The following is an 18,066-nucleotide window of genomic DNA, read 5'->3' as shown; positions in this document are numbered from 1 at the left end:
CTCCGGGAGAGGAAACTCATGGAATCCGAACAGGATTCGATATCCACCGAGAAGATCATGCGGCGGGTGCGGGGCCTTTTCGCCAAGGCGGACGGCACCGACAACCAGGCCGAGGCCGACACGTTCCGGGCGAAAGCCTACGAACTGCTGGCCAAACACAACCTCGATGAAATGCGAGTACGAGCCACCGGCCAGCAGACGGAGCAGTCGGCGCGCGACAACCAGATCATCGTCGTGCGATTCGACATCCCGCTCCGCTACCGGGAGCAGCGCATTCTGTTGCTCGCCGCGGTGAACAACGCGCTGCACAACCGGGGCGTCGACTGCGGTGCGGGTGTGCAGCGGATCATTGGTGTGCGCCGCAACGTCGAACGAGCACGGTTCCTCTACAGCTTGCTCACGCCGCAAATGCTGTCCGCGACAAGCAAGTACGTACCGGATGACCCGTTCGACCACGCCGCTGTCGTTCGTGAACGTCAGTCGTTCATGAACGGATTCGCGGCCATGGTCCATCAGCGTCTCGCCGAGGCCGAAGCCAACGCGATCCGCGATGCGGGCCAGTCCGCCGCCTTAGCGATACGCGAGGACGAGCAACGCACGCAGGCCGCGTTCACCAAGAAGTGGCCGAAGACGGTCAAACGCTCTGTCGCGCACCGCAACAGCGGTGCCGGGTTCGACGCCGGTATCCGCAGCGCCAACGCCGCCGATGTCGGCCACACCCGCGTCACAGGAGGCAGACGAGCCCTCGGCTCATAACCAACCAGTCCCCGGCCACCACCAGGTGGCCGGGGACTTCGCAGTCCGATGACAGGAAGGTGCTCATGAATCCCGACCAGATACTGGCCGATCTCCGCGCGGTCATCGCGCGAATTCACAGCGACGCCGAGGAAGACGAAATCTACGTAGCCGACCGGTCACACGATGTGCTGGCCGATATCGCCGAACACTTCGGCGACCTCGACCGGTGGCTATGCGCTGGCGGGCACCCTCCCGCCGCATGGCGCCTGACCGAGCTGTGATCGTCTCCGCCTCAAAGTCTGCGGCGCAAGATTGTCCGCCGCGAAATAGCCTGCCGCGCAACCTAGCAGGCACACAGGAAGGAAACACGCATTGAGTAAGGAACACCCACCGTGCCGGGAGAGCATCGAGCTGCGGTGCGCGGGTTGTGGCGAGGTCGTCTCGTGTGATGGCAATGACAGTAGGTCGATCATCTCCGACCTATTGACCGAAACCGACTTGGGTTTCGCGGATCTGATCTCGGCACTGATGCTGTCGGGGTGGGAGGTCAACCTCAGCCAGCTCGTGGTCGACGGGAACCCGCGGATCACCGTGATGGGCACTCCGGTCAACGAGTACGGGCGACCACGCCTGGACAAACGCGATGTCACCGCGCTGTGGGAACACCGCCCCGAGGGGTGGGTCGCCGCAGCGCACAGCACCGGTTTTCAGGCGATCGGTGGCGGGCTGTTCCGGCCCGCGACCGCGCCTGAGCTGGCAATGCTAGTGATGGACAGCCCCGCAGTGTGGGTGTACCGCCCGCACTGAACAAGATGAGGGTGACGAGGAGAGCGCCGACCCCGCTAGCACGGGTCGGCGCTCTCTTCGGTTGTGTACCAGCCTATTCGCTGAACGCGCTTCCGGCGATCAGCAGCTCGATTCCCCACGACGCCAACCACGCCGTCCGCCCGCCCGGCACGGCCGCCGCCTCGGCGCGGATCGCGGCGATAGCGGCCTGTTTGAACCCCATCCGCGGATGCAGACCCAACAGTTCACGCACCCACACCGGGTCTATCTGCGACAGGCGGATACCGAGCATATCCAGTGAGGTCCCGGCCGCGACGAACCCGGCCGGGTCCGACAGATCCGTACTCACGCCGAAGGTCATATGCCCGGCCACCGCCGCGCCGAGTTCCTGTGCGCGCTGGGGTGTTTCACCGACCGCTACCGCGAGAGCGATGGCGCGGCGGGCGCCGGTGACGGCGAAACAGCAACCGGGCGTGGGATGTTCGAGCGCCACATCGTGCAGCAGACACGACACATACGCCAGTTCGTCGTCATAGTCGGCGCCATCGACGCCAGCCAGCACCCGAGCGAACCAATACGTGCGATAGGAGTGCTCGAGCAGCGTCGGTGACAACACCGCGCGGGCTTCGCGTTCGGCTTCGCGCACAAGTTTCGTGTCGGGCAGTCGTGCATCGGCCAGCTCAAGGCGCGCGGAGCCGCGGTATCCGGTCCGTGCTCGCAGCGCGTCGATCACCAGCCCCGGCATCATGGCGAGCATCACCCCGGTCAGCTGACGACGCTGCGCGCCGGTCAGGTTGCCGCCGGTGTTCTGCGCCCAAGCCCAGTCGATCCCAGCTGGAGCACCCATACGCGCCTCCTCGAGGTTGCAGGCCAGCTCGCACGCTCACCGAACCGGAAGACATCGAGCTAACCCAGTCGCCAGACACCACCCGCCTGGCCCGACTGATGAACGCCGCCCCCGCGAACGGGCGGCGACTCCGACTCCTGCTGCACCGCAGCAGGTTCCGCGAACAAGAAATTCGCGGGCCGGGTCCCGGCCAGCTAGCACCTGGCCGGGCCTCGGATTTCGTTTCACCACATCTACGGGAGACACAACAATGAGTGACCCCTGCATCGTGGGCAGACTCGGCGGCGACAAAGCCACCGGCGTCTACATCCACGTCGACGGCAACCCGGAAGCGATGCTGCCCCGCCTGGGACAGCTGGTTGCCCGCGACGGTATCGAAACCGTCCTGGCCACCCTCGCGCGGCGACGCTACGGATGGGCCTACCTCTGGCCCGAACTCGACGAGGGCGACGCCGAAACCAACCTCGGTGTTCCCCTACACAAAGGCGAGGTGATCGAGGGCTACGGGTTCTCCTACACCCTCGGACCGCGCATGCACGGCTACAACCTCCAAGATGCTCGCACGCATCCACTGATCGGATGGGCCTACTTCATCGACCCCGCAGGCGGAGACATCCACTGGTGGGACACCCGCCCCGCCGCACCCGACACCTGCCACGTCGCAACCGTTTGGGGACGCGCATGAACGCCTACGAATTACCCGAAGGCGTGTGGCGGCGAGACCGGATCGAACACGGGTGGCGGTACTGGGGAACCGGATACCGCCGTTACAGCGAACCGGATGCCTTCCGCGCCAACCTCAACACTGCGATCCGTGAAATGACTTGGTACCCGGCCGTGAGCACTGCTCTGCCGTTGTGGCCGGGCCTCGGTCTGCAGGAGATCCGGCGACGGGGCAAGTTCGACTTCGTCGCGGGTCTCGGAATCAGTCCGACACCACTGGAATACCCCGAAGACACCGACCTGACGGCCTATCTCGAGCAGGGCATCGACCCGCAATGGTCGACCTACTCGATGCTGGGAATCAAAGAGCTGACCCGCGAGGGATGGAAGCTGTCCTACTTCCTGGATCGGGGAATCGAGATCGGTGGTGTCGCTTTCGATCTCGTCCACGAAACCAGACCCGAGGACCTGAGCCTGTTGTGCGCGCTGGAGCGGCACGACGAATGTCCGGGATCGGTTCGGCCACGTCGGTGGATGCTGACCTCCAAGCCGACACCGTGCGTGTGCGAGTGCGGATGCCAGCAACGATCACGGCGGCGGAGCGCCGATGATCGAACCGATCAGGTTGCCGAGAAACTCGAGGACCTGAAGCCAGATGACAAGGCTGGGACCGTAACTCACGAGGAACCTCCAGAACCGGAGCAGTAAGGCGGGAGAACGACAGAACCCCCGACGATGCCAAGAGGAAGGCCATACCGTCGGGGTCCTGTTGTACGAAACGTCAGCGGCGGAAAGGGATTTCGGCACACCACTGGCGCGAAACCGACGCTAGCTGTCCACAATCAGCTTCTGCAAGAGCGGACTGTGACCCGCTCAGCTGTAGGCCGGTCGAAATCAGTCGGCGCCTCGGCGCGGGCTGGCGGGAGCCTGGCTTCGATGGTGTGTCGAAGCGGGCCGGTATCGATTGATTACTCGCGGTCGAATTGGCCATTCAACGAAGAATGCCCGGTACGACGCGCATTCGCGCTGTACCGGGCACTTCTCGTATGGTTCAGTGCAGTTCGAACTCGCCGTCGATGACGCCCTTGGCGAAGGCGTCCATCTCGGCGGGCGTGTAGAACAGGTTCGTGTCGCAGCCGCTGAATGTAGCCGAGCCGTCTGCATGCATGGTGATTGTCAACGCGCTACCGACCTGACCGGAGGACAGGCTGAGAGCGAGTTGGCATACCTCGGGCCACAGGATCGCCGGCACTTCAATCTGGGGTTGCGCCTTGCCGTCATTCTGGGGATCGCGGCGGAACTTGGTATCTCTGACCTGGACAGGGTCACCAGTGAGATTGGCTTCAACGCACGAGCCACCGTTGCTGCCGCTGTAGCTACTGATTGTCCACCGGTCCCGGTGGATATTGGTAGTCATTTTTGCTCCATGCTCTTGATCTTCGCGATGCGACTCCGAATGAGGCTGGCTGTGTCTTCCGACGAGAGCGCCTTGTCGATGAGTCGTTCCGCGATCAGTGTGTATAAGTCTACGTCGGTGCGCTCTTGCAGGTAGGAAGCGCCTGTGTGGTACTCGACGTAAGCGATCCCGCGAGCTTCGGCGAAGTTCAGCTGTATGAACGAGCTGCCCAGCCCATCATGGAAGCCCGCCGAAGTCGGGATCACGAACAGATCGACGTTGGGCAGGGGCATGAGTTCCAGCAAGTGCTCCAGCTGCTCGATCATCACCGCTGGGCTTCCGATAATCCGGTCGAGAATGGATTCTTCGATGACAGCCACCAGGTGGAGTGGTTTGTCGGTGCCGGTGAGGCGCTGGCGATCGATGCGTGCTCGTGCAGCCTGGCTTACATCTCGTGCCGGGATGTGGAGGCTGTCTTCCAGCACGGCGGTGGCGTACCCAAGCGTCTGTAGCTGGCCGGGCAGAAAGCTGTTGTTGTAGTCGAACAGCCGCTCGGCCAGCTTTTCGAGGCCAACGAACAGTTTGAACCAGTGCGGCCACACGTCGTCGTTTCGGGTGGACAGCACGCCGTGGTCAGCGCGAACTGCTAGCGATACGACCCATTCGACATCCTCAGCTGGGGCCTTGTAGTGGCGCATCAACTGGGCAACGTGGTCGGGGTTCTGAGCGGTTACGCCGCTCTCCATATAGCTCAACTTGCCCGAGGTGAAGCCGATCTGCTTCGCCGCGTCCAACTGCGTGACTCTCGCTGTGGTTCGTGCTGTCTTCAGGGCGCTTCCGACGAGGAAGCGTAAGGCCGACGCGTCGGGAAGTTCGTTGTCGCCCATCTGTCCCTTCCTTCACATCGTCGAGGCCATCGCCCAAAATACCGCATCGACTTCCGCTCGAAGTCTAGCGGCAAACTCGGTTTTAAGTTTAAATCGATGCCTGAATTCAACTTCGGTCGCATGTTTCACATGGCGGCCACTCGGAAAGCGGGGCGTCATGGCGGTGCAGGTAGTTGGGGGTTCGTTGATGACCAGCGACCAGACCGAGCATCAGGCGAAGAGTGTCGGTGACAGCAGGTGGGTTGTGTCCTATCTGCCTGGCCGCACTCTCTCGCTGAATCAGGCTGTGGCTGCTTTGCGCGCGGCCGATCATGTGGTCCAGCTACAGGCGTGCGCGGCGTCGTTGGGGTTGACGGCGTTGGAAGCCGCCAGGCTGGCGTCGACCGAGCGCCCGTGGCCACCCCCTCACCCGCCGCAGTTCAGCGCATGGGCGATGTCGTGGGCGGGAGTGTCTCGGTGATGGATCGGCGAGCTTTGGCGCGGGCGTCGATGATCCTTGCGTTTAGCGTCGGTGCAGCCAGAGGTCGTCGTGTGGCAGCGGAGGCACGGCAGAGGTCGCGATCCCACCTCTCGGTAGTGCCAGAGCCTGGTGGCCACAACCGGATGGAGCGGTGATGTTCGAGAGCTGCCACAGCGCCCATGAGGTCGCCCACGTGTATCGGGGGTTGGGGTTCTCGGTGTCGTGTTCGTTCGAGCGTGTGTCGCTGATCGCGACGACGGCGTTGGGCGCAGTGGCGATGCCCGCGGGTCTGGGCAAGCACGTGCGTGAGGTTCTTCTCGAGGAGACCCGGTGCGTGTCAATACCGATCATTAGCTACTCACGACCCAATCGCGACTGGGTCTTCGTCGTCGGCCCTGCGTGGGGCGGCAGGCTCGGCAAACACACCCTGGCCCAGTTGGACCTGCGCGGGGTGCGGATCCTCGAGTCCGGCGAACGGGTGTGGCTTCCGATGACCGACCATCCGACCGGGTGGTTCTGGGTGACGCATCCGGTAACTGCGCATTCATTGCCCTCGCGGACCAGCGTGATATCGGCTGCGCGTCGGTTTCTCGGCCCGGCTCGGTCTTCTGTGGTGTGGCGGTGAGCGATGCGCGCCATTGCAAGTCCGGATACGACCGCAGCGGTCTCGGACGGTTCCCAACCTGGCCCGGTAGCGCTCTTCCTATCGGGTGAGGCGCTGTTGTCGGCGATCCGGGGGCATCACGTAGGAGTCCATCCGCTGGCGAAGCTAGCGCACGATTTCGGTGTCATGTACCAGCGGCGTCTGACCTTCGGGAGTGAGTGTTGTTGCCGCAGAGATGAACTCGTACTCGCGGTGGATGTGTGGGTGGCCGATCATCTGCCGGTTCCGCATCCGGCCGCGACCATGCACACCGAGACGTTGGGAGCAGTGATAGCCCGGTTGGCCGAGGCGCAGGTCCACGCCTACCACCTTTTGATGACGATCGATCCTGCCGACCCGGTCGTACATACGGCCTGGTACCGGCTGGCTGAGCTTGTCGATGGATACACCGATCTGACCACCGACGTCGCGCGGCGAGCGCGGCGACTCCCAGTCCTGGGGGATCACTGGTGACCTCTGCCGGACTCCCCGACAAAGACGCCATGCTGGCCGCCTGCCGAGGGTTCCCGAACATGACCGACCATCCAATGCTGGATGCGGCCGGGGAACTCGCGATATTGCATCAGACCCGCGAACGCACGCCGCTGTGTGCACTTGACGAGATAGACCGGCAGCGCGCCCGCGTGATGTTGGCCATCGACCGATGGGTAGTAGCGGCCATCCCGATCCCGTTCCCCGCCGCGCAGACCTACACCCACACCATGGGCCAGGTAATCGACCAGCTTGCGCAGCTGTCCGTGCACACCCATATCGCGCTCGCCGCCGCCCCGGACGGTCTGGTCTACGACGCCGCGCTGCGGCTCACGGAGGCCGCGGATGCGTATCAGGACCTCACCGACGACCTCGCCTGCGGTATCCGGCGACTACCCCAGCACGCGGCACCGTAGTGAACGGCACTGTCCCCCACAGCATTTCCATCAACGACGAATCGTCCCGTAAAAGTAGGAGTGCAACGCCCATGTTCAACGACCGAAGCTGCGACAAAACGCGCGCCTGGAACAACATCCACACCGATACCGTGTCGGCGGGGCTCGCGCTTCGCGTGAACTGGCGCCGCCGCATCCAATCGCATCCACCACAGACGCCATCTATCTCGGGCGGCGCAACCTCTCGCTACCACCTGCCCACACCCAGGTACAGCGCAGCAAGCGATGGCCATGTTCGACTGTATGCCGATTGCGGCTGCGCGAAGTTCGACAGCGAGAACCGCTTGATCAGCGTGGCATGCCCCGCCGTGCTCTGCGGCTCAGTCTCTGTGTCCGACAACCGGATCGGCGAGCACCGCACTTGGGACGCCCAACCATGCCGGTGGATCGGAGCGTGCATCATCGACGACAGCGCTGCGACAGTACGGGTGGTGTCGTGAGTACCTCGACGTCATTCGATCCCGACGATGAGGCGCATCTGACCGACTGCGTCACAGACCCCGGTGCGCTCACCAATAACGACGCGATACGCGCCATGACCATCCACCACAGCTGCCCACCCCACGAACAGCGGCGGTCACCGCGAGCACAGGGTTCGGCGACCGCAGATTCCGGGCGGCTTACCGACACGGTGAGGCAGTCATGAGGACACCGCTGCCGTCCAGGGAGATGATCTTGCAAGCCTGTGCTGGAACAGTGGCCATCGGGCATCCGATCCTGCAAGGCGCCTACGAACTGGCCAGCTTGCACGAGGCCCGTCTGGACCGCGGCGCCGATATCGGCACGATCGACCGCGAGCGCGATCGACTGGTGTCCCGCATCGACAGCTGGGTGAGCGCCGATCAACTGCCAGCCTTCGATGCGGCGTACCACCACACCGAGACGGTCGGCATGGTGATCGACCGCCTCGCTCAGTTCTCGGTCGCTGCCCGCGTCGCCTCCCAGCAAAGCACGTCGACACTGGAGTTTCGCTACACCCAGCATCGCCTCACCGAGCTCGCCGTGGCCTACAGCGATCTGTGCTTCGAGATCGCAGCCGGAACGCGCCGACTGCCGGACTTCTCATTCCCTGTGCTGGAACGAGATTCGACCGAGCCCGATCACAGGCGCGGGCTGTAGTGGCAAGCCACTCCTACCCACAGAACAGGGATGCCGTCGAAAGTTGGTGGATCGAATCCGATGCCGCCTTATGTACTCTTCCTCGAAGATCAGCAGAGTGGGGGCAGCGGTGATCGCGGCGAACATCGACTCGAGTCGCGAGCCACGATCAAGGCGTTCAACGACGCGGGATTTGCAGACCTTACCGAGCTCGATCCGAACTCTATCCCGAGACGAGCCTGGCTGTGCGCTCCGATGATCCATGGACTGAGAGGTATCGGCAACAAGTTGGACGCCCCTTGTGGTCTCGACGAAGTTCGCTCGACTCGAACCGAGATCGGCGCACCGACCTCGTCGCGTTCGCCAGTACGGCCATGGACTGGTTCCGGCGGCAGGACACCACAACTCAACGACCGCACTGCGGGGCGTGCACACATTGGGGGACAGAATGAATTCCGACATCACGTCAACAACTAACGGCTCGTCCAGGTGGCTGGCCTGGCTGACGGCGGCGGCCGGTGCCGTCGGTTTCGGTCTTATCGCCGGCGGCACGATCCTTGGGATCTACAGCCGGTTCTTCGCCGCGGAAGTGCAACTGGACGACCGGATGGTCGACGGTGAGGACGTGTTCGGGTCGTTCCGGCTACCGATCAACGACGTGCCCGACCGATTCGCCACCAGTGCAACGGTACTCGGCGCGCTCATGCTGGTCGTAGCCGCTTGCGTTATCGTCCGTAGTCTGCGCGCACGGAAAGGCTCCGGCCGGGCGATCGTGTTAGTGCTCGCTGCGCTCGTCGCCGCGACGGTGACGGCGGTCGTGGCAGCCAAAGCTCACCTGCCAGGCATGTACGGACGCATCCGATTCGAGTACCCATTTTTCACCCAGTTGCCGACCGCAGTAGCCGCCAACGGGCTCGTGCTCGCCGGTACGGTACTTGTGATCGGCCTTGCCCGACGTCCCGCAGATGTGCACCGGTTGGGGCGGTGGACCCTAGTGGCGTTGGTGTCACTGGGTCTCGTTGCCACTGCAGGGGTGACCGCAGCCGCGATCAGCGCCGGTGACGACGACGCCAACATTGACCACAACACTGCTGCCGCAGTGGGGGTTCCAGCGTTTCCACAAAGGTTGGGTAGCGAGCGCTACCGGATCCCGATCCCGATGATCGCCGTCGATCGGTATCCCGACAACGGCTACGACCTTCGCGCCCCGGACATAGCGGTGACAGGCACCGGTTTCGTGCTCGCCTCGACCCAAGGCCTCACCGCCTACGACGGGGCCACCGGTACGCCACTGTGGCACTACCTGCGCACGAACGCGCAACGCGGCGAGGAACTCGGCGTCGAATACATTCCCGGATCGCTGCGGTCGGTCGACGGCGGCAAGGTCGTGCTCGCGCGCTGGGATAACAAGGGCTGGATCGCATTCGACGCGATCACCGGGCAGGTGCTGTGGACCGAGTCCGACTTCACCCGAACAGCCCCTGATCCGAACACCCATGTCATATCGGTGTCGGAAACCAATCCGTGGCATCTTCCACGAGCACACGACTTCCGACCCGGCCCGCAGTTTCTGATACTCGCCAATGGGACCCATATAGTGCGATACGACGGCCGGACAGGAACATCGATGTGGTCGGTAGAAGGGTGCAACGATCCCAACCACGACATCCTGATCACCGACACCGCGGTCTATCGGATCGCACGGTGCACGAACGGGAACGACACCAGCCTCACCACCACCGCACTGGACCCGAAAACCGGTGCGGTGATCAGCACCCGTGAACTTGCCCGGATACCGACCAAGGCCGACGTCACTGTGCTCACCCACACCCTCGCCAACACTATCGTCGTCAACTGGTCTTCCTATGATGCACACCAATCCGGAACGATCATCCTCGACCGACCCGATCGCCTCGCGACCGTCCCGATCCTTCCAGGCAACACCCCGACGCCGATCGCCGCCGATCCGAACGGCCCCGAAGTGCTGACCGAGGTCCCAATACACCCTTACGATTCGGACGCACTGCAAGTGATGGCAATTGACGAAAACATCGTCAAGTACAAGCTTTCCGGCCTCCACGGCCGCTACCCGCTCACCGGAGTGAACGACGTATTTCTCGCTACCGAACTCGTCGAAGCGACCCTCTATGAAGGAACCGACGGCCAGCACCATGCCGAGATCCACTCATGGAGCCGGACCGATGGCACCCCGATCCTCACCTACCCGCTCGACCGCGACAACAACCGATGCGGCGGCACTGCACCGCTGGCAGTACCAGGCGCCGTCGTAGCGATCTGCCACGGGAGCACTCAGATCGAGGTCATCGGCTTCGGAACGTCATGAACCGCAACAGACCTTGACCGAAGATCACCCGCAGGGCCACGCCTATCACTTCAGGTGAGGCGGACGTGAGTGCCACCATCGCCTCCGCTTCGCGGTAGGGGGACGGCATCAGGATCCGGCCGCGATGCGGCGATGCAGCTCACGGAGGGTGACTGCGGGGGAAGCGGGTGTGATGGTGGTGTCGTTGCCGTTGACGTCGATGAGGTAGCGACCGGCGGCTGGGTGGTCATTGCGGATGTCGATCCAGCTCAGGTATTCCGGTGGATGCGGTCGTTGACCGTGGGTGTGGCGTTGGATCCGGAAGTGGCCCTCGGCGGTGCGCGGTAGCCGCAGCAGAGCACGGATGCGTTCTTCGACAGCATGGTCGCCGTTGGCCGCTGGTTTCCATGAGGTCGGCGGCTGTTCGCCACGCACTCGTGGCGTATAGCCGATCATCGTTTCCGCGCCACCGGGCGAGGACGGCGGCATGGTCGCGGCGATGTGCTTGGCGAGGTGGTGCCGTTGGGTGACAACGAGTTTGATGTCGCCGCCGAAATCTGGGGTTGGACCAGATTTTTGGAACAGGATGACGCCGAGGTCCGCGGTCGCCGCGCCGAGCGAGCGAACCCGCTTGGGAGAGTTGAGGGAGCGGCCTTTGCAGACGATGCGTAGATCAGGATGTGCGAGAACCCGAAGGGGCCCGGTCAGATCAGGATCTGCTCCACGTGGGTAACGGGCACTGATCTCCTGGATCAGCCGCGTGTGTTCCTCTGCGGTCGTGGCTGATTCGAGGATGCTGATCGGGTCCGGATACACGTCGAGCCCGGTTTCGGTCCAAATCCACGCGAATTCGTCCGGCGTGAAGCTCCACACCGTCTGGGTCTTCACTACTCAGCGCCCGACCTTCGCTGCTCGGGCTCACCGGCTGGCTGCTCCATCGCCACACCCTCATCGGCATCGTCTGTGCTCCACCCGTATTCGGCGAAGAGGTCATCGAGTGAGGGACCCGTCCCGGAGAACCCAGCCGACTCGGCGGGCTCTGCTTCGGTGTCTGAGGATGCAGGGGGCTCCGACGCTGGCAGCGTACCCGCGGCCGGCGCAGGAGCGGCGTCGACCGCGGTCCGCGGCTCGACCGGTTCAGCCTCAACGAAAGTCGGTGTTATTGGTTGCCGAGTGCGGACCGGTGTCGGCGGAACCGCCTCAACGATGGCAAACGGATCCGCTTCAGGGAAACCAGCCTCACCGATCACCTCTACAGGCGTGTCCAACCCCTCGGTCCAGTCCGAGGCAACTCCCCGCAGATAGTCGGGAGCATGGTGCTCACCGTCGCCTTCACCGTCTTTACGTCGAGCACCGGCACCAGGCGCCATCGGCCCGAAAGTGCCCGTCCCAGTCCGAGTTGCCGCCGCCGCGCCCGCAGCAGAGCCGACCGCCCCAGGAGCGGCACCAGGTGCACCTGGAACCGACGAACCCGGGCCACCCACCCAAGGGCTCGTGCCGGGGCCGCGCACACCGTTTGCTCCCAGCCCGGTCAGCCCAGAGCCTCCGGGCGCGCCGGGACCGTCACCGATACCCGCAGGCGCCGTTGTCGTGCTGGGACCGGTGCCCGTCATCTCCGGCATCCGCACACCTGCCGGACTCGTACCGGATGGCTGGGTCGCGGTCGGTGACGATGTATCATCAGATCCGGCATTTTGCGGTGCCGTAGCACTATCACCGCCGGATGCATCTCCGGACGTGCCGGGGCCGGCTCCGGTGCGTTCGGTACCAGTGCCATTGTTCGCGCCGACGACGCCGGGGTCCCCGTTCGCGCCGATCTGCGGAACCGTCGCATACGTGGGCACCCCAGATCCCGCCGGAGGAAAGGTCTCCTTATACACACTGTTCAGCGTCCTGATGGCTGCTTGCCGGGCCTCTTCCCGCGCGTTATCGACCTGATCGGAATACTCAGGATTGATCAGGCCCGGCAGCACTGACTGCGCAGGATTGTCCGGATCGAGCCCATCTACTACTGACGACGGTGGAGCCGGAACAGCGATACGCACAGCTTCCGCAGCCCACCCGAGGGAATCCAAGCGCTGGCTCATCGTCTCGAACACCCGCCCCACCTGATTGGCAACCGCCGAATACTGCTGCGACGCACTCTGGGCAGCTGACCCACTCACACCTTGCCAACCCCCGTTGCCGAACACCCGATTCAGCCCCATCAGGTTGAACGTGGACAGGTTCGTCAGCTCCGAGAACGCCTCAAACCACGTCCGACGCAATGTTTGCAGGCCAGTAGCGTCCAAACCACCCCTGCCCGTGCCATCACCGTGGACCGCGGTGTACATCGCTTCCAACGTCATGCCCTCGAAGTGCTCTTCTGTGCTGACGTAATCCGGGTCAGAACCTGCACCCAGGTCGCTGAGCTCCGCGTCATCGCGTCGCGCTCGTGATCGTGAATCGGCGGACCTCTGCGAAGCGACCTGGACGTCGCGCTGGTCCAACAGATCCTGAAGACCGGGAATCGACGCTGTGGATGGCTTGTCCTGATCACCCATCGTGGTCATTCCCCCTAGGCATCACCGATCGGTTCGTTCGGAGCCTAACACGACCACTACCAGCAGATCTTCCCAGTTGACGCTCAATGCCGATCCCTCCCAAGACATTCGGAAGATGCGCTCGCCGACCATAGCCATGAGAGCGAACGTCAGGCGCCCGAACCCGATGTTGGCTCGTGTAATCTTCTTCGGAAGCCAGCAGATTGGGGGCACCGGTGAGCGCGGCGAATATCGACTACGGACAAGCCCAGATCAAGGCATTCAACGACGCCGCATCCGCGGGCGTCATCCAGCTCGATCCGCAGGCTGTTCACGAAGCAGTCCAGCTGTATGACCAGATGATCAACGGACTGGGGAAGATTCGCGACAAGCTGCGCGCCGCGAAGGAGGGCAAGGGGTTCGGCGGGTTTCCTTCTGGGCAGGAACTACAAGCAGGCTTCTCGAACAAGGCAGCGGAAGGGATCGAGGTGGTCAACCAGTTGATCGACGGTGCTATGCGCCTGCAGGAAGCTTATCTGCGCGCCGGGCGGCTGATCACGGAGGCGGATCAGCTCAATGCAAATCGAATCAGGATCCTGGGGGACACTCCGGAGATGGGTAACGAAGCACAATGAAACACGTCGCCATCGCCGTAGCCTTGGCCTCGACTTCCCTTGTGCTGGTTGGATGCTCAAGCCATAGCACCTCAGGCGAGCCGACGGACACGGCGACATCGACGGCAGCGAAACCGAGTGTTGCCGTTTCTGTCAAGCCCGCCCCGAATCAGCCCCGGAACTCCCGCAGTCCGGTGCAATTCGATCCGTGCGTCGAGATCGACGATGGCACCGTCACTAAAGCAGGGTTCGACCCGAAAACGCGTGAGCGCATCGATCAAGTTCATGACGATTATGCATTTATCGGTTGCATATTCGAGCGTAAGCAAGAAGTGCGTGGTCAGACGCTAGGGGTGGGCTCGTTGATAATCTCATCGACCAACTTGACTCTGGATGAGTTCCGGAAGCGGGAAGGCAACGCAGCCTCTGAAACAAAGGTGAACGGCCGTGAGGCGATTACGTACCGCAAGCAGGCCGAGGAGGCGTGTTACGTCGTCACAACCGGCCCAGACGGCACCTTCGATATGTCCGTCAGCAGCATGGGGGCCCTCACAGACTGGAACGCATGCGACCACTCCCAGGAGATCGCCGCAATCGTCGAGTCAGCCCTGCCCGCAAAATAGTTCGCGTCGGCTGCTTGCTAGGACGGGCCGATCCATTCCGGGTAGCTTGTCGCAAGTGGCGCGGTTGGCATCGTGGCACCAGGTACGACTTCGTAAAACCTTCTGGATCCTACCCTTGTCAAATAGGGGAATTTCTCGCCCCACCAGGTGAAGCAGCTGTCCGGGGTCTCATCTCCGCCTAGGAGCTTTATTTTCTTGATCTTCCAGGTGCCAAATACATTCCATGCAGGCACCCGACTTCCGTTAGGGGTGCCGGTTTCCGCCGCTTCGTCCCGCAATCCAGGCTTCCCAGCGTCGACCCCACCGTTTTCGAGCACCACTCCTTCGCAAAAGGTGTGAGCACTGTTTTCCTCGCCCGGGATCGATTCCGGGCGAGTATAGAACCGACACACGACGGCGGAAACCCTTTTACTGTCGGCGGCATAGCTCGTAATATGCAGGTATTCAGTCCGACGCTGCTGCGGCAAGGTCTTCGAATCGGAGTAAAATGTCGTTTCTATGTCATAGTTGCTGGCATCATGGGGAACGTCAAATGCGGAAGAATATCCTGGAAACGCTGCGGATATTCCACCGAATAGCGTGAGGTCACCGGATTCAACTGTCGCGCGCACCAACTCCGCACCCCGACTGAACAGATCGACTCCCGGGTCCGCCGACCATACGTCGGCGTTGATCAGCTCCAGGTTGGTGCGCGTTGGGGTGGGGGGTGTCGTGTTCGCATCCTGACTGGTTGCGCAACCCGCCGACAGCACCAGCACCGCAATCGCTGCGATGCCGAGTCTGCGATAGTCACCCATCTTTTCGGACCACGTCGGAGTATCCATTGCGGATCTGATGGCCGTCGCCTCCTCCCAGTTGGGTGACCAACCACTCGAACGCATCCTTGCGTTGCGGGTCATTTCCGAGCTTGTCTCGCATCTGCTCGTAGTCGAGCAATCTTCCGCTTCCGTCCAGCATCCACGACTGCTGGGCAGGGATCTGCGGCAAGGAAAGCCCAATGTCCTGACGCGCCTTGAGAATGGCGTAGTCGTCCCGATAGAAGTCGGTGCCTGACAGACCCGCAAGCGCCGCGGCACCCGGCCGACCTCCGGTGAATGCGTCTTTGAGCGAGTCGCCGCTGCCGTTGACGAGGGCGTATGCGAACTTCTCGGGTGTATCACCGAAACCGGATCCGAAGCTGAACGCCGCTTTGCCAGCATCGAACCATGCTGCTTTCCGCTTGTAGCTGGCTTCCTCTTGCGCATGGCGATCGTCGTATTGGTCTTGGACCTCGATCATGTTGCCCTTGTCGACAAGCCCATGCAGCCTACCGGCCGTCGACAACCAGCCACCGGCGTCGGGGTTGGTCGGGTCTACCCCAAATTTGGTTTCCTGCCGCAGCACTTCAGCGACTGCGGCCCCGTTGAAATCCTTGCCCGCGTTTTCGTCGGTGTTCATCAGAGCGAAAATGTTGGCCGATCCGCTGAAACTGTTGTTGCCGTTGGGATCAGCCCAGGACGTGTGGTCCGAGCGCAGCAGATTGAAGCCGGGCTTGTCAGGCTGGTCAGCGCCTGCCAGGTCCGACACATACGGTGACATGCTCTTCGATATCGATTGCAGCAGATCAGGATTCAGCTGCCCCGCCGACTGGCCGTCGGTATTGGGAACATTCGACAACAACTTCCACGCCTCGTCGGTACTGGTTGCCTCAGCCACCGACTGCATGATCCGGCCGGTACGCATCGCGGACTGCACATCGGCCGGGTTCCCCGGGTCCTCGACGGTGGCGTCTTTGTCCCCGAAGGTGAACAGCGAGGACACCGCTTTCCCATCGTCGGGCCATTGGTGGCTGAGGGCATCGGAAACGAAGTCCTTGCCGTTCGGGCCGGTGACAACCGACTCGACAGCTACCTTGTCCTGCCCCACGGCGTTGAAGATTCCCTCGGTAATCGCGGAGGTGTCGCTTGCACCGTTGCCGTCGAGGGTGAACGACGTCAGCGCGTTGTGCTGCAACTGTTCATGGTTGACCTGCGCGCCAAGATACTGTCGACCGACATCGAGCAGTTCGCTATCGATCGCGGACCCGTTCCTGAGTTGAGGATCGCTGACTCTGACCATGTTGGCGACTGCCTGGTTGTCGGCGACGCCGTTCAACTCGATGCTGCGGGTTGTTCCACCGGCCGTATTGTGGAACTGGTTTACCACCAAGTCTTTTCGTGTCAGAGACGTTTGGATCTGCTTGGGCAGTTGGTCCGCGCCGCCGTGCTTCGGTATTGCTGGATCGTTGGTGACACCGGCATTGATCTTCTCGTTCGACACGATCTGGAATGAATTCGCCAGTGCCCGTTGCCCGTCGGGTGGCAGCTTGGTCATGATCTGTTCGATCTCCTGCGGGCTCTTGCTATCCAGAGACCGACTGATCTGGGTCAAATACTCCATCTGCGACGCTGGGATCGTCGCTGCGTCACCCCCCTGCAACGCCGCAACCTGCTCCGGCGTCAACTGACCAGCCTCGATCAAGCGCTGCACGCCGTCCGGGCCCAAGCGCATCGGACTGTCCGTCAGGTTCGCCCCGTCCGCCTTGCCCTGCTCGACGCCGAGCGCAGCTGTGGCAACAAAGGCTGTGCGTAGCTCGGCGCGTGCGTTGTTCAGATCGTCGCGGACCTTACTATCGGCTTGCACAGTGCAACGGACAGCGTCGTTCAACTCGTCCTGCAGGACAAGAAGTGCCTGCTTGTCCTCGTCGGTGACCGACTTCCCAGGTGGAATGCTCAACGCGAGGGTGTCGGCAATGGAATAGCTACGATGAGCCGCTTCGATCAGCGCGCCCCGCGCACGCCGTAGCGGAGCATCGATCTCGTCATATCCTTGCTTAACTCTCTGCGCGACAGCATTGATCTTGTCGGCGAGGGTCTGCATGGTCTTCTGGTCGGCTTGCGCACGCTCTTGGGCCGCCGTCGCGCACTGACCGTTCCAGTAGGTGCCGTTCACCTTCGTGACGGCGTCGACGTATCTGTCGAACAGGTGCTCGAGGTCGGTGCCAAAAGTGATCCAGGAATCACCGAGCACAATCAGCTTTGATGGATCGATGTTCTCGATCCAGCTTTTCAGAGTCATCCCCGCCCCTACACCGTCCAGTCGCCGGTGGATTTGCGATACAGGTCCATGATGTTGCTGGCGTTGCTCTCGTCGGCGTCCTTGAACTGCTGGGCAACATTGGCCATCACATCACCGGTCTCGCTCAATCGCTCCTTGAGCGTTGGGATGAGAACCCCGAGAAGTTGTTCGCTCTCGAGCAGCAATCCGGCACCCACGGATAGCAACTGCTCAGGCGAGCTGACCTCCGCGGTCCGCTTCGGCTTGACACCCTCGGCCTCACGGGCCAGGTCGTGCAGCGTGGTTCCGAGCTTCCCCAACTGCTCCAGATCAGCTTTGAACGTACCCATACGCCCCCAGTCACTGGTCGAACTGTCCAGCTTGAACCTTCAGTACCCTACCGCACCTGATATTCGTGATCTCGAATTCCTGATGACCGCAGAC

At 62.6% G+C, this 18,066-nt stretch carries 21 protein-coding genes; 14 read left to right on the top strand and 7 right to left on the bottom strand.

Annotated features, from left to right (window positions below):
• Nucleotides 1–18 precede the first annotated feature (18 nt).
• From NP3_RS34775 to NP3_RS34765, 3 genes are all read left to right on the top strand, one after another.
• The gene (locus tag NP3_RS34775) at nt 19–756 is read left to right on the top strand and encodes a DUF2786 domain-containing protein (protein WP_063045974.1); all 738 of its coding nucleotides are present in this window, start codon (nt 19–21) and stop codon (nt 754–756) included.
• A 65-nt stretch (nt 757–821) separates the two neighbouring features.
• Nucleotides 822–1,019, top strand: a complete 198-nt coding sequence (locus tag NP3_RS34770; protein ID WP_063045973.1) for a hypothetical protein — start codon at nt 822–824, stop codon at nt 1,017–1,019.
• 91 nt (nt 1,020–1,110) lie between these two features.
• Complete coding sequence (locus NP3_RS34765; protein WP_157124750.1) at nt 1,111–1,545, top strand: hypothetical protein; 435 nt, start codon at nt 1,111–1,113, stop codon at nt 1,543–1,545.
• Between the two features lie 73 nt (nt 1,546–1,618).
• Here NP3_RS34765 and NP3_RS34760 read toward each other — a convergent pair whose 3' ends face one another.
• Entirely contained in the window at nt 1,619–2,371 is a 753-nt protein-coding gene (locus NP3_RS34760; RefSeq protein WP_063045971.1) for an HD domain-containing protein, read from the bottom strand.
• Nucleotides 2,372–2,621: 250 nt separating this feature from the next.
• Between NP3_RS34760 and NP3_RS34755 the strand changes: the two genes are divergently transcribed.
• Both NP3_RS34755 and NP3_RS34750 read left to right on the top strand, forming a co-directional pair.
• Nucleotides 2,622–3,056: a hypothetical protein gene (locus NP3_RS34755; RefSeq protein WP_063045970.1), complete on the top strand. Its 435-nt coding sequence runs from the start codon at nt 2,622–2,624 to the stop codon at nt 3,054–3,056.
• Nucleotides 3,053–3,742, top strand: coding sequence for a hypothetical protein (locus NP3_RS34750; protein ID WP_063045969.1), 690 nt, complete (start codon nt 3,053–3,055; stop codon nt 3,740–3,742). Before NP3_RS34755 ends, NP3_RS34750 begins: the two co-directional genes overlap by 4 nt.
• Nucleotides 3,743–4,085: 343 nt before the next feature.
• Here the strand turns inward: NP3_RS34750 and NP3_RS34745 are convergent, their stop codons facing one another.
• Together NP3_RS34745 and NP3_RS34740 are read right to left on the bottom strand one after the other, a co-directional pair.
• Nucleotides 4,086–4,451, bottom strand: coding sequence for a DUF397 domain-containing protein (locus tag NP3_RS34745; protein ID WP_063045968.1), 366 nt, complete (start codon nt 4,449–4,451; stop codon nt 4,086–4,088).
• Nucleotides 4,448–5,317, bottom strand: coding sequence for a helix-turn-helix domain-containing protein (locus tag NP3_RS34740; RefSeq protein WP_063045967.1), 870 nt, complete (start codon nt 5,315–5,317; stop codon nt 4,448–4,450). The genes NP3_RS34745 and NP3_RS34740 overlap by 4 nt, the downstream gene beginning before the upstream one ends.
• A 614-nt stretch (nt 5,318–5,931) precedes the next feature.
• On the opposite strand from NP3_RS34740, the gene NP3_RS34730 reads away from it, so the two are divergent.
• The 7 genes from NP3_RS34730 (at nt 5,932) to NP3_RS34700 (ending at nt 10,809) form a co-directional block, all read left to right on the top strand.
• Entirely contained in the window at nt 5,932–6,402 is a 471-nt protein-coding gene (locus NP3_RS34730) for a hypothetical protein (RefSeq protein ID WP_063045965.1), read from the top strand.
• Nucleotides 6,403–6,405: 3 nt separating this feature from the next.
• Nucleotides 6,406–6,894, top strand: coding sequence for a DUF4254 domain-containing protein (locus NP3_RS34725; protein ID WP_063045964.1), 489 nt, complete (start codon nt 6,406–6,408; stop codon nt 6,892–6,894).
• Nucleotides 6,891–7,328 (top strand): hypothetical protein, encoded by a 438-nt coding sequence (locus NP3_RS34720; protein ID WP_245721231.1) that lies wholly within the window; start codon nt 6,891–6,893, stop codon nt 7,326–7,328. The genes NP3_RS34725 and NP3_RS34720 overlap by 4 nt, the downstream gene beginning before the upstream one ends.
• 71 nt (nt 7,329–7,399) lie before the next feature.
• Nucleotides 7,400–7,807, top strand: a complete 408-nt coding sequence (locus tag NP3_RS34715; RefSeq protein ID WP_063045963.1) for a hypothetical protein — start codon at nt 7,400–7,402, stop codon at nt 7,805–7,807.
• A complete protein-coding gene (locus NP3_RS34710) occupies nt 7,804–8,013 on the top strand; it encodes a hypothetical protein (protein ID WP_063045962.1) in 210 nt (69 codons plus the stop codon). The genes NP3_RS34715 and NP3_RS34710 overlap by 4 nt, the downstream gene beginning before the upstream one ends.
• The gene (locus tag NP3_RS34705) at nt 8,010–8,486 is read left to right on the top strand and encodes a DUF4254 domain-containing protein (RefSeq protein ID WP_063045961.1); all 477 of its coding nucleotides are present in this window, start codon (nt 8,010–8,012) and stop codon (nt 8,484–8,486) included. Before NP3_RS34710 ends, NP3_RS34705 begins: the two co-directional genes overlap by 4 nt.
• Nucleotides 8,487–8,913: 427 nt before the next feature.
• Nucleotides 8,914–10,809 (top strand): outer membrane protein assembly factor BamB family protein, encoded by a 1,896-nt coding sequence (locus NP3_RS34700; RefSeq protein WP_063045960.1) that lies wholly within the window; start codon nt 8,914–8,916, stop codon nt 10,807–10,809.
• 108 nt (nt 10,810–10,917) lie between these two features.
• On the opposite strand, the gene NP3_RS34695 is transcribed toward NP3_RS34700, so the two are convergent.
• Nucleotides 10,918–11,676, bottom strand: coding sequence for an ESX secretion-associated protein EspG (locus tag NP3_RS34695; RefSeq protein WP_063045959.1), 759 nt, complete (start codon nt 11,674–11,676; stop codon nt 10,918–10,920).
• 1,870 nt (nt 11,677–13,546) lie between these two features.
• Here NP3_RS34695 and NP3_RS34680 point away from each other — a divergent pair.
• Both NP3_RS34680 and NP3_RS34675 read left to right on the top strand, forming a co-directional pair.
• Nucleotides 13,547–13,945, top strand: coding sequence for a hypothetical protein (locus NP3_RS34680; protein WP_063045956.1), 399 nt, complete (start codon nt 13,547–13,549; stop codon nt 13,943–13,945).
• Nucleotides 13,942–14,547, top strand: coding sequence for a DUF3558 domain-containing protein (locus NP3_RS34675; protein WP_084509402.1), 606 nt, complete (start codon nt 13,942–13,944; stop codon nt 14,545–14,547). The genes NP3_RS34680 and NP3_RS34675 overlap by 4 nt, the downstream gene beginning before the upstream one ends.
• Before the next feature lie 17 nt (nt 14,548–14,564).
• Here the strand turns inward: NP3_RS34675 and NP3_RS48425 are convergent, their stop codons facing one another.
• From NP3_RS48425 to NP3_RS34665, 3 genes are read right to left on the bottom strand one after another with little or no spacing between them, the layout of a single operon-like run.
• Nucleotides 14,565–15,344, bottom strand: a complete 780-nt coding sequence (locus tag NP3_RS48425) for a hypothetical protein (protein WP_157124749.1) — start codon at nt 15,342–15,344, stop codon at nt 14,565–14,567.
• Nucleotides 15,337–17,643 (bottom strand): TPR repeat domain-containing protein, encoded by a 2,307-nt coding sequence (locus NP3_RS34670; protein WP_063045954.1) that lies wholly within the window; start codon nt 17,641–17,643, stop codon nt 15,337–15,339. Before NP3_RS34670 ends, NP3_RS48425 begins: the two co-directional genes overlap by 8 nt.
• An 8-nt stretch (nt 17,644–17,651) precedes the next feature.
• Nucleotides 17,652–17,972 (bottom strand): hypothetical protein, encoded by a 321-nt coding sequence (locus tag NP3_RS34665; protein ID WP_063045953.1) that lies wholly within the window; start codon nt 17,970–17,972, stop codon nt 17,652–17,654.
• Between the last annotated feature and the right edge of the window lie 94 nt (nt 17,973–18,066).

Source organism: Nocardia pseudovaccinii NBRC 100343 (assembly GCF_001613225.1).
In the GTDB taxonomy this organism is placed as follows: domain Bacteria; phylum Actinomycetota; class Actinomycetes; order Mycobacteriales; family Mycobacteriaceae; genus Nocardia; species Nocardia pseudovaccinii.
Note: the sequence above shows the minus strand (reverse complement) of the source record. Positions and strands in the feature narration are given on the sequence as shown.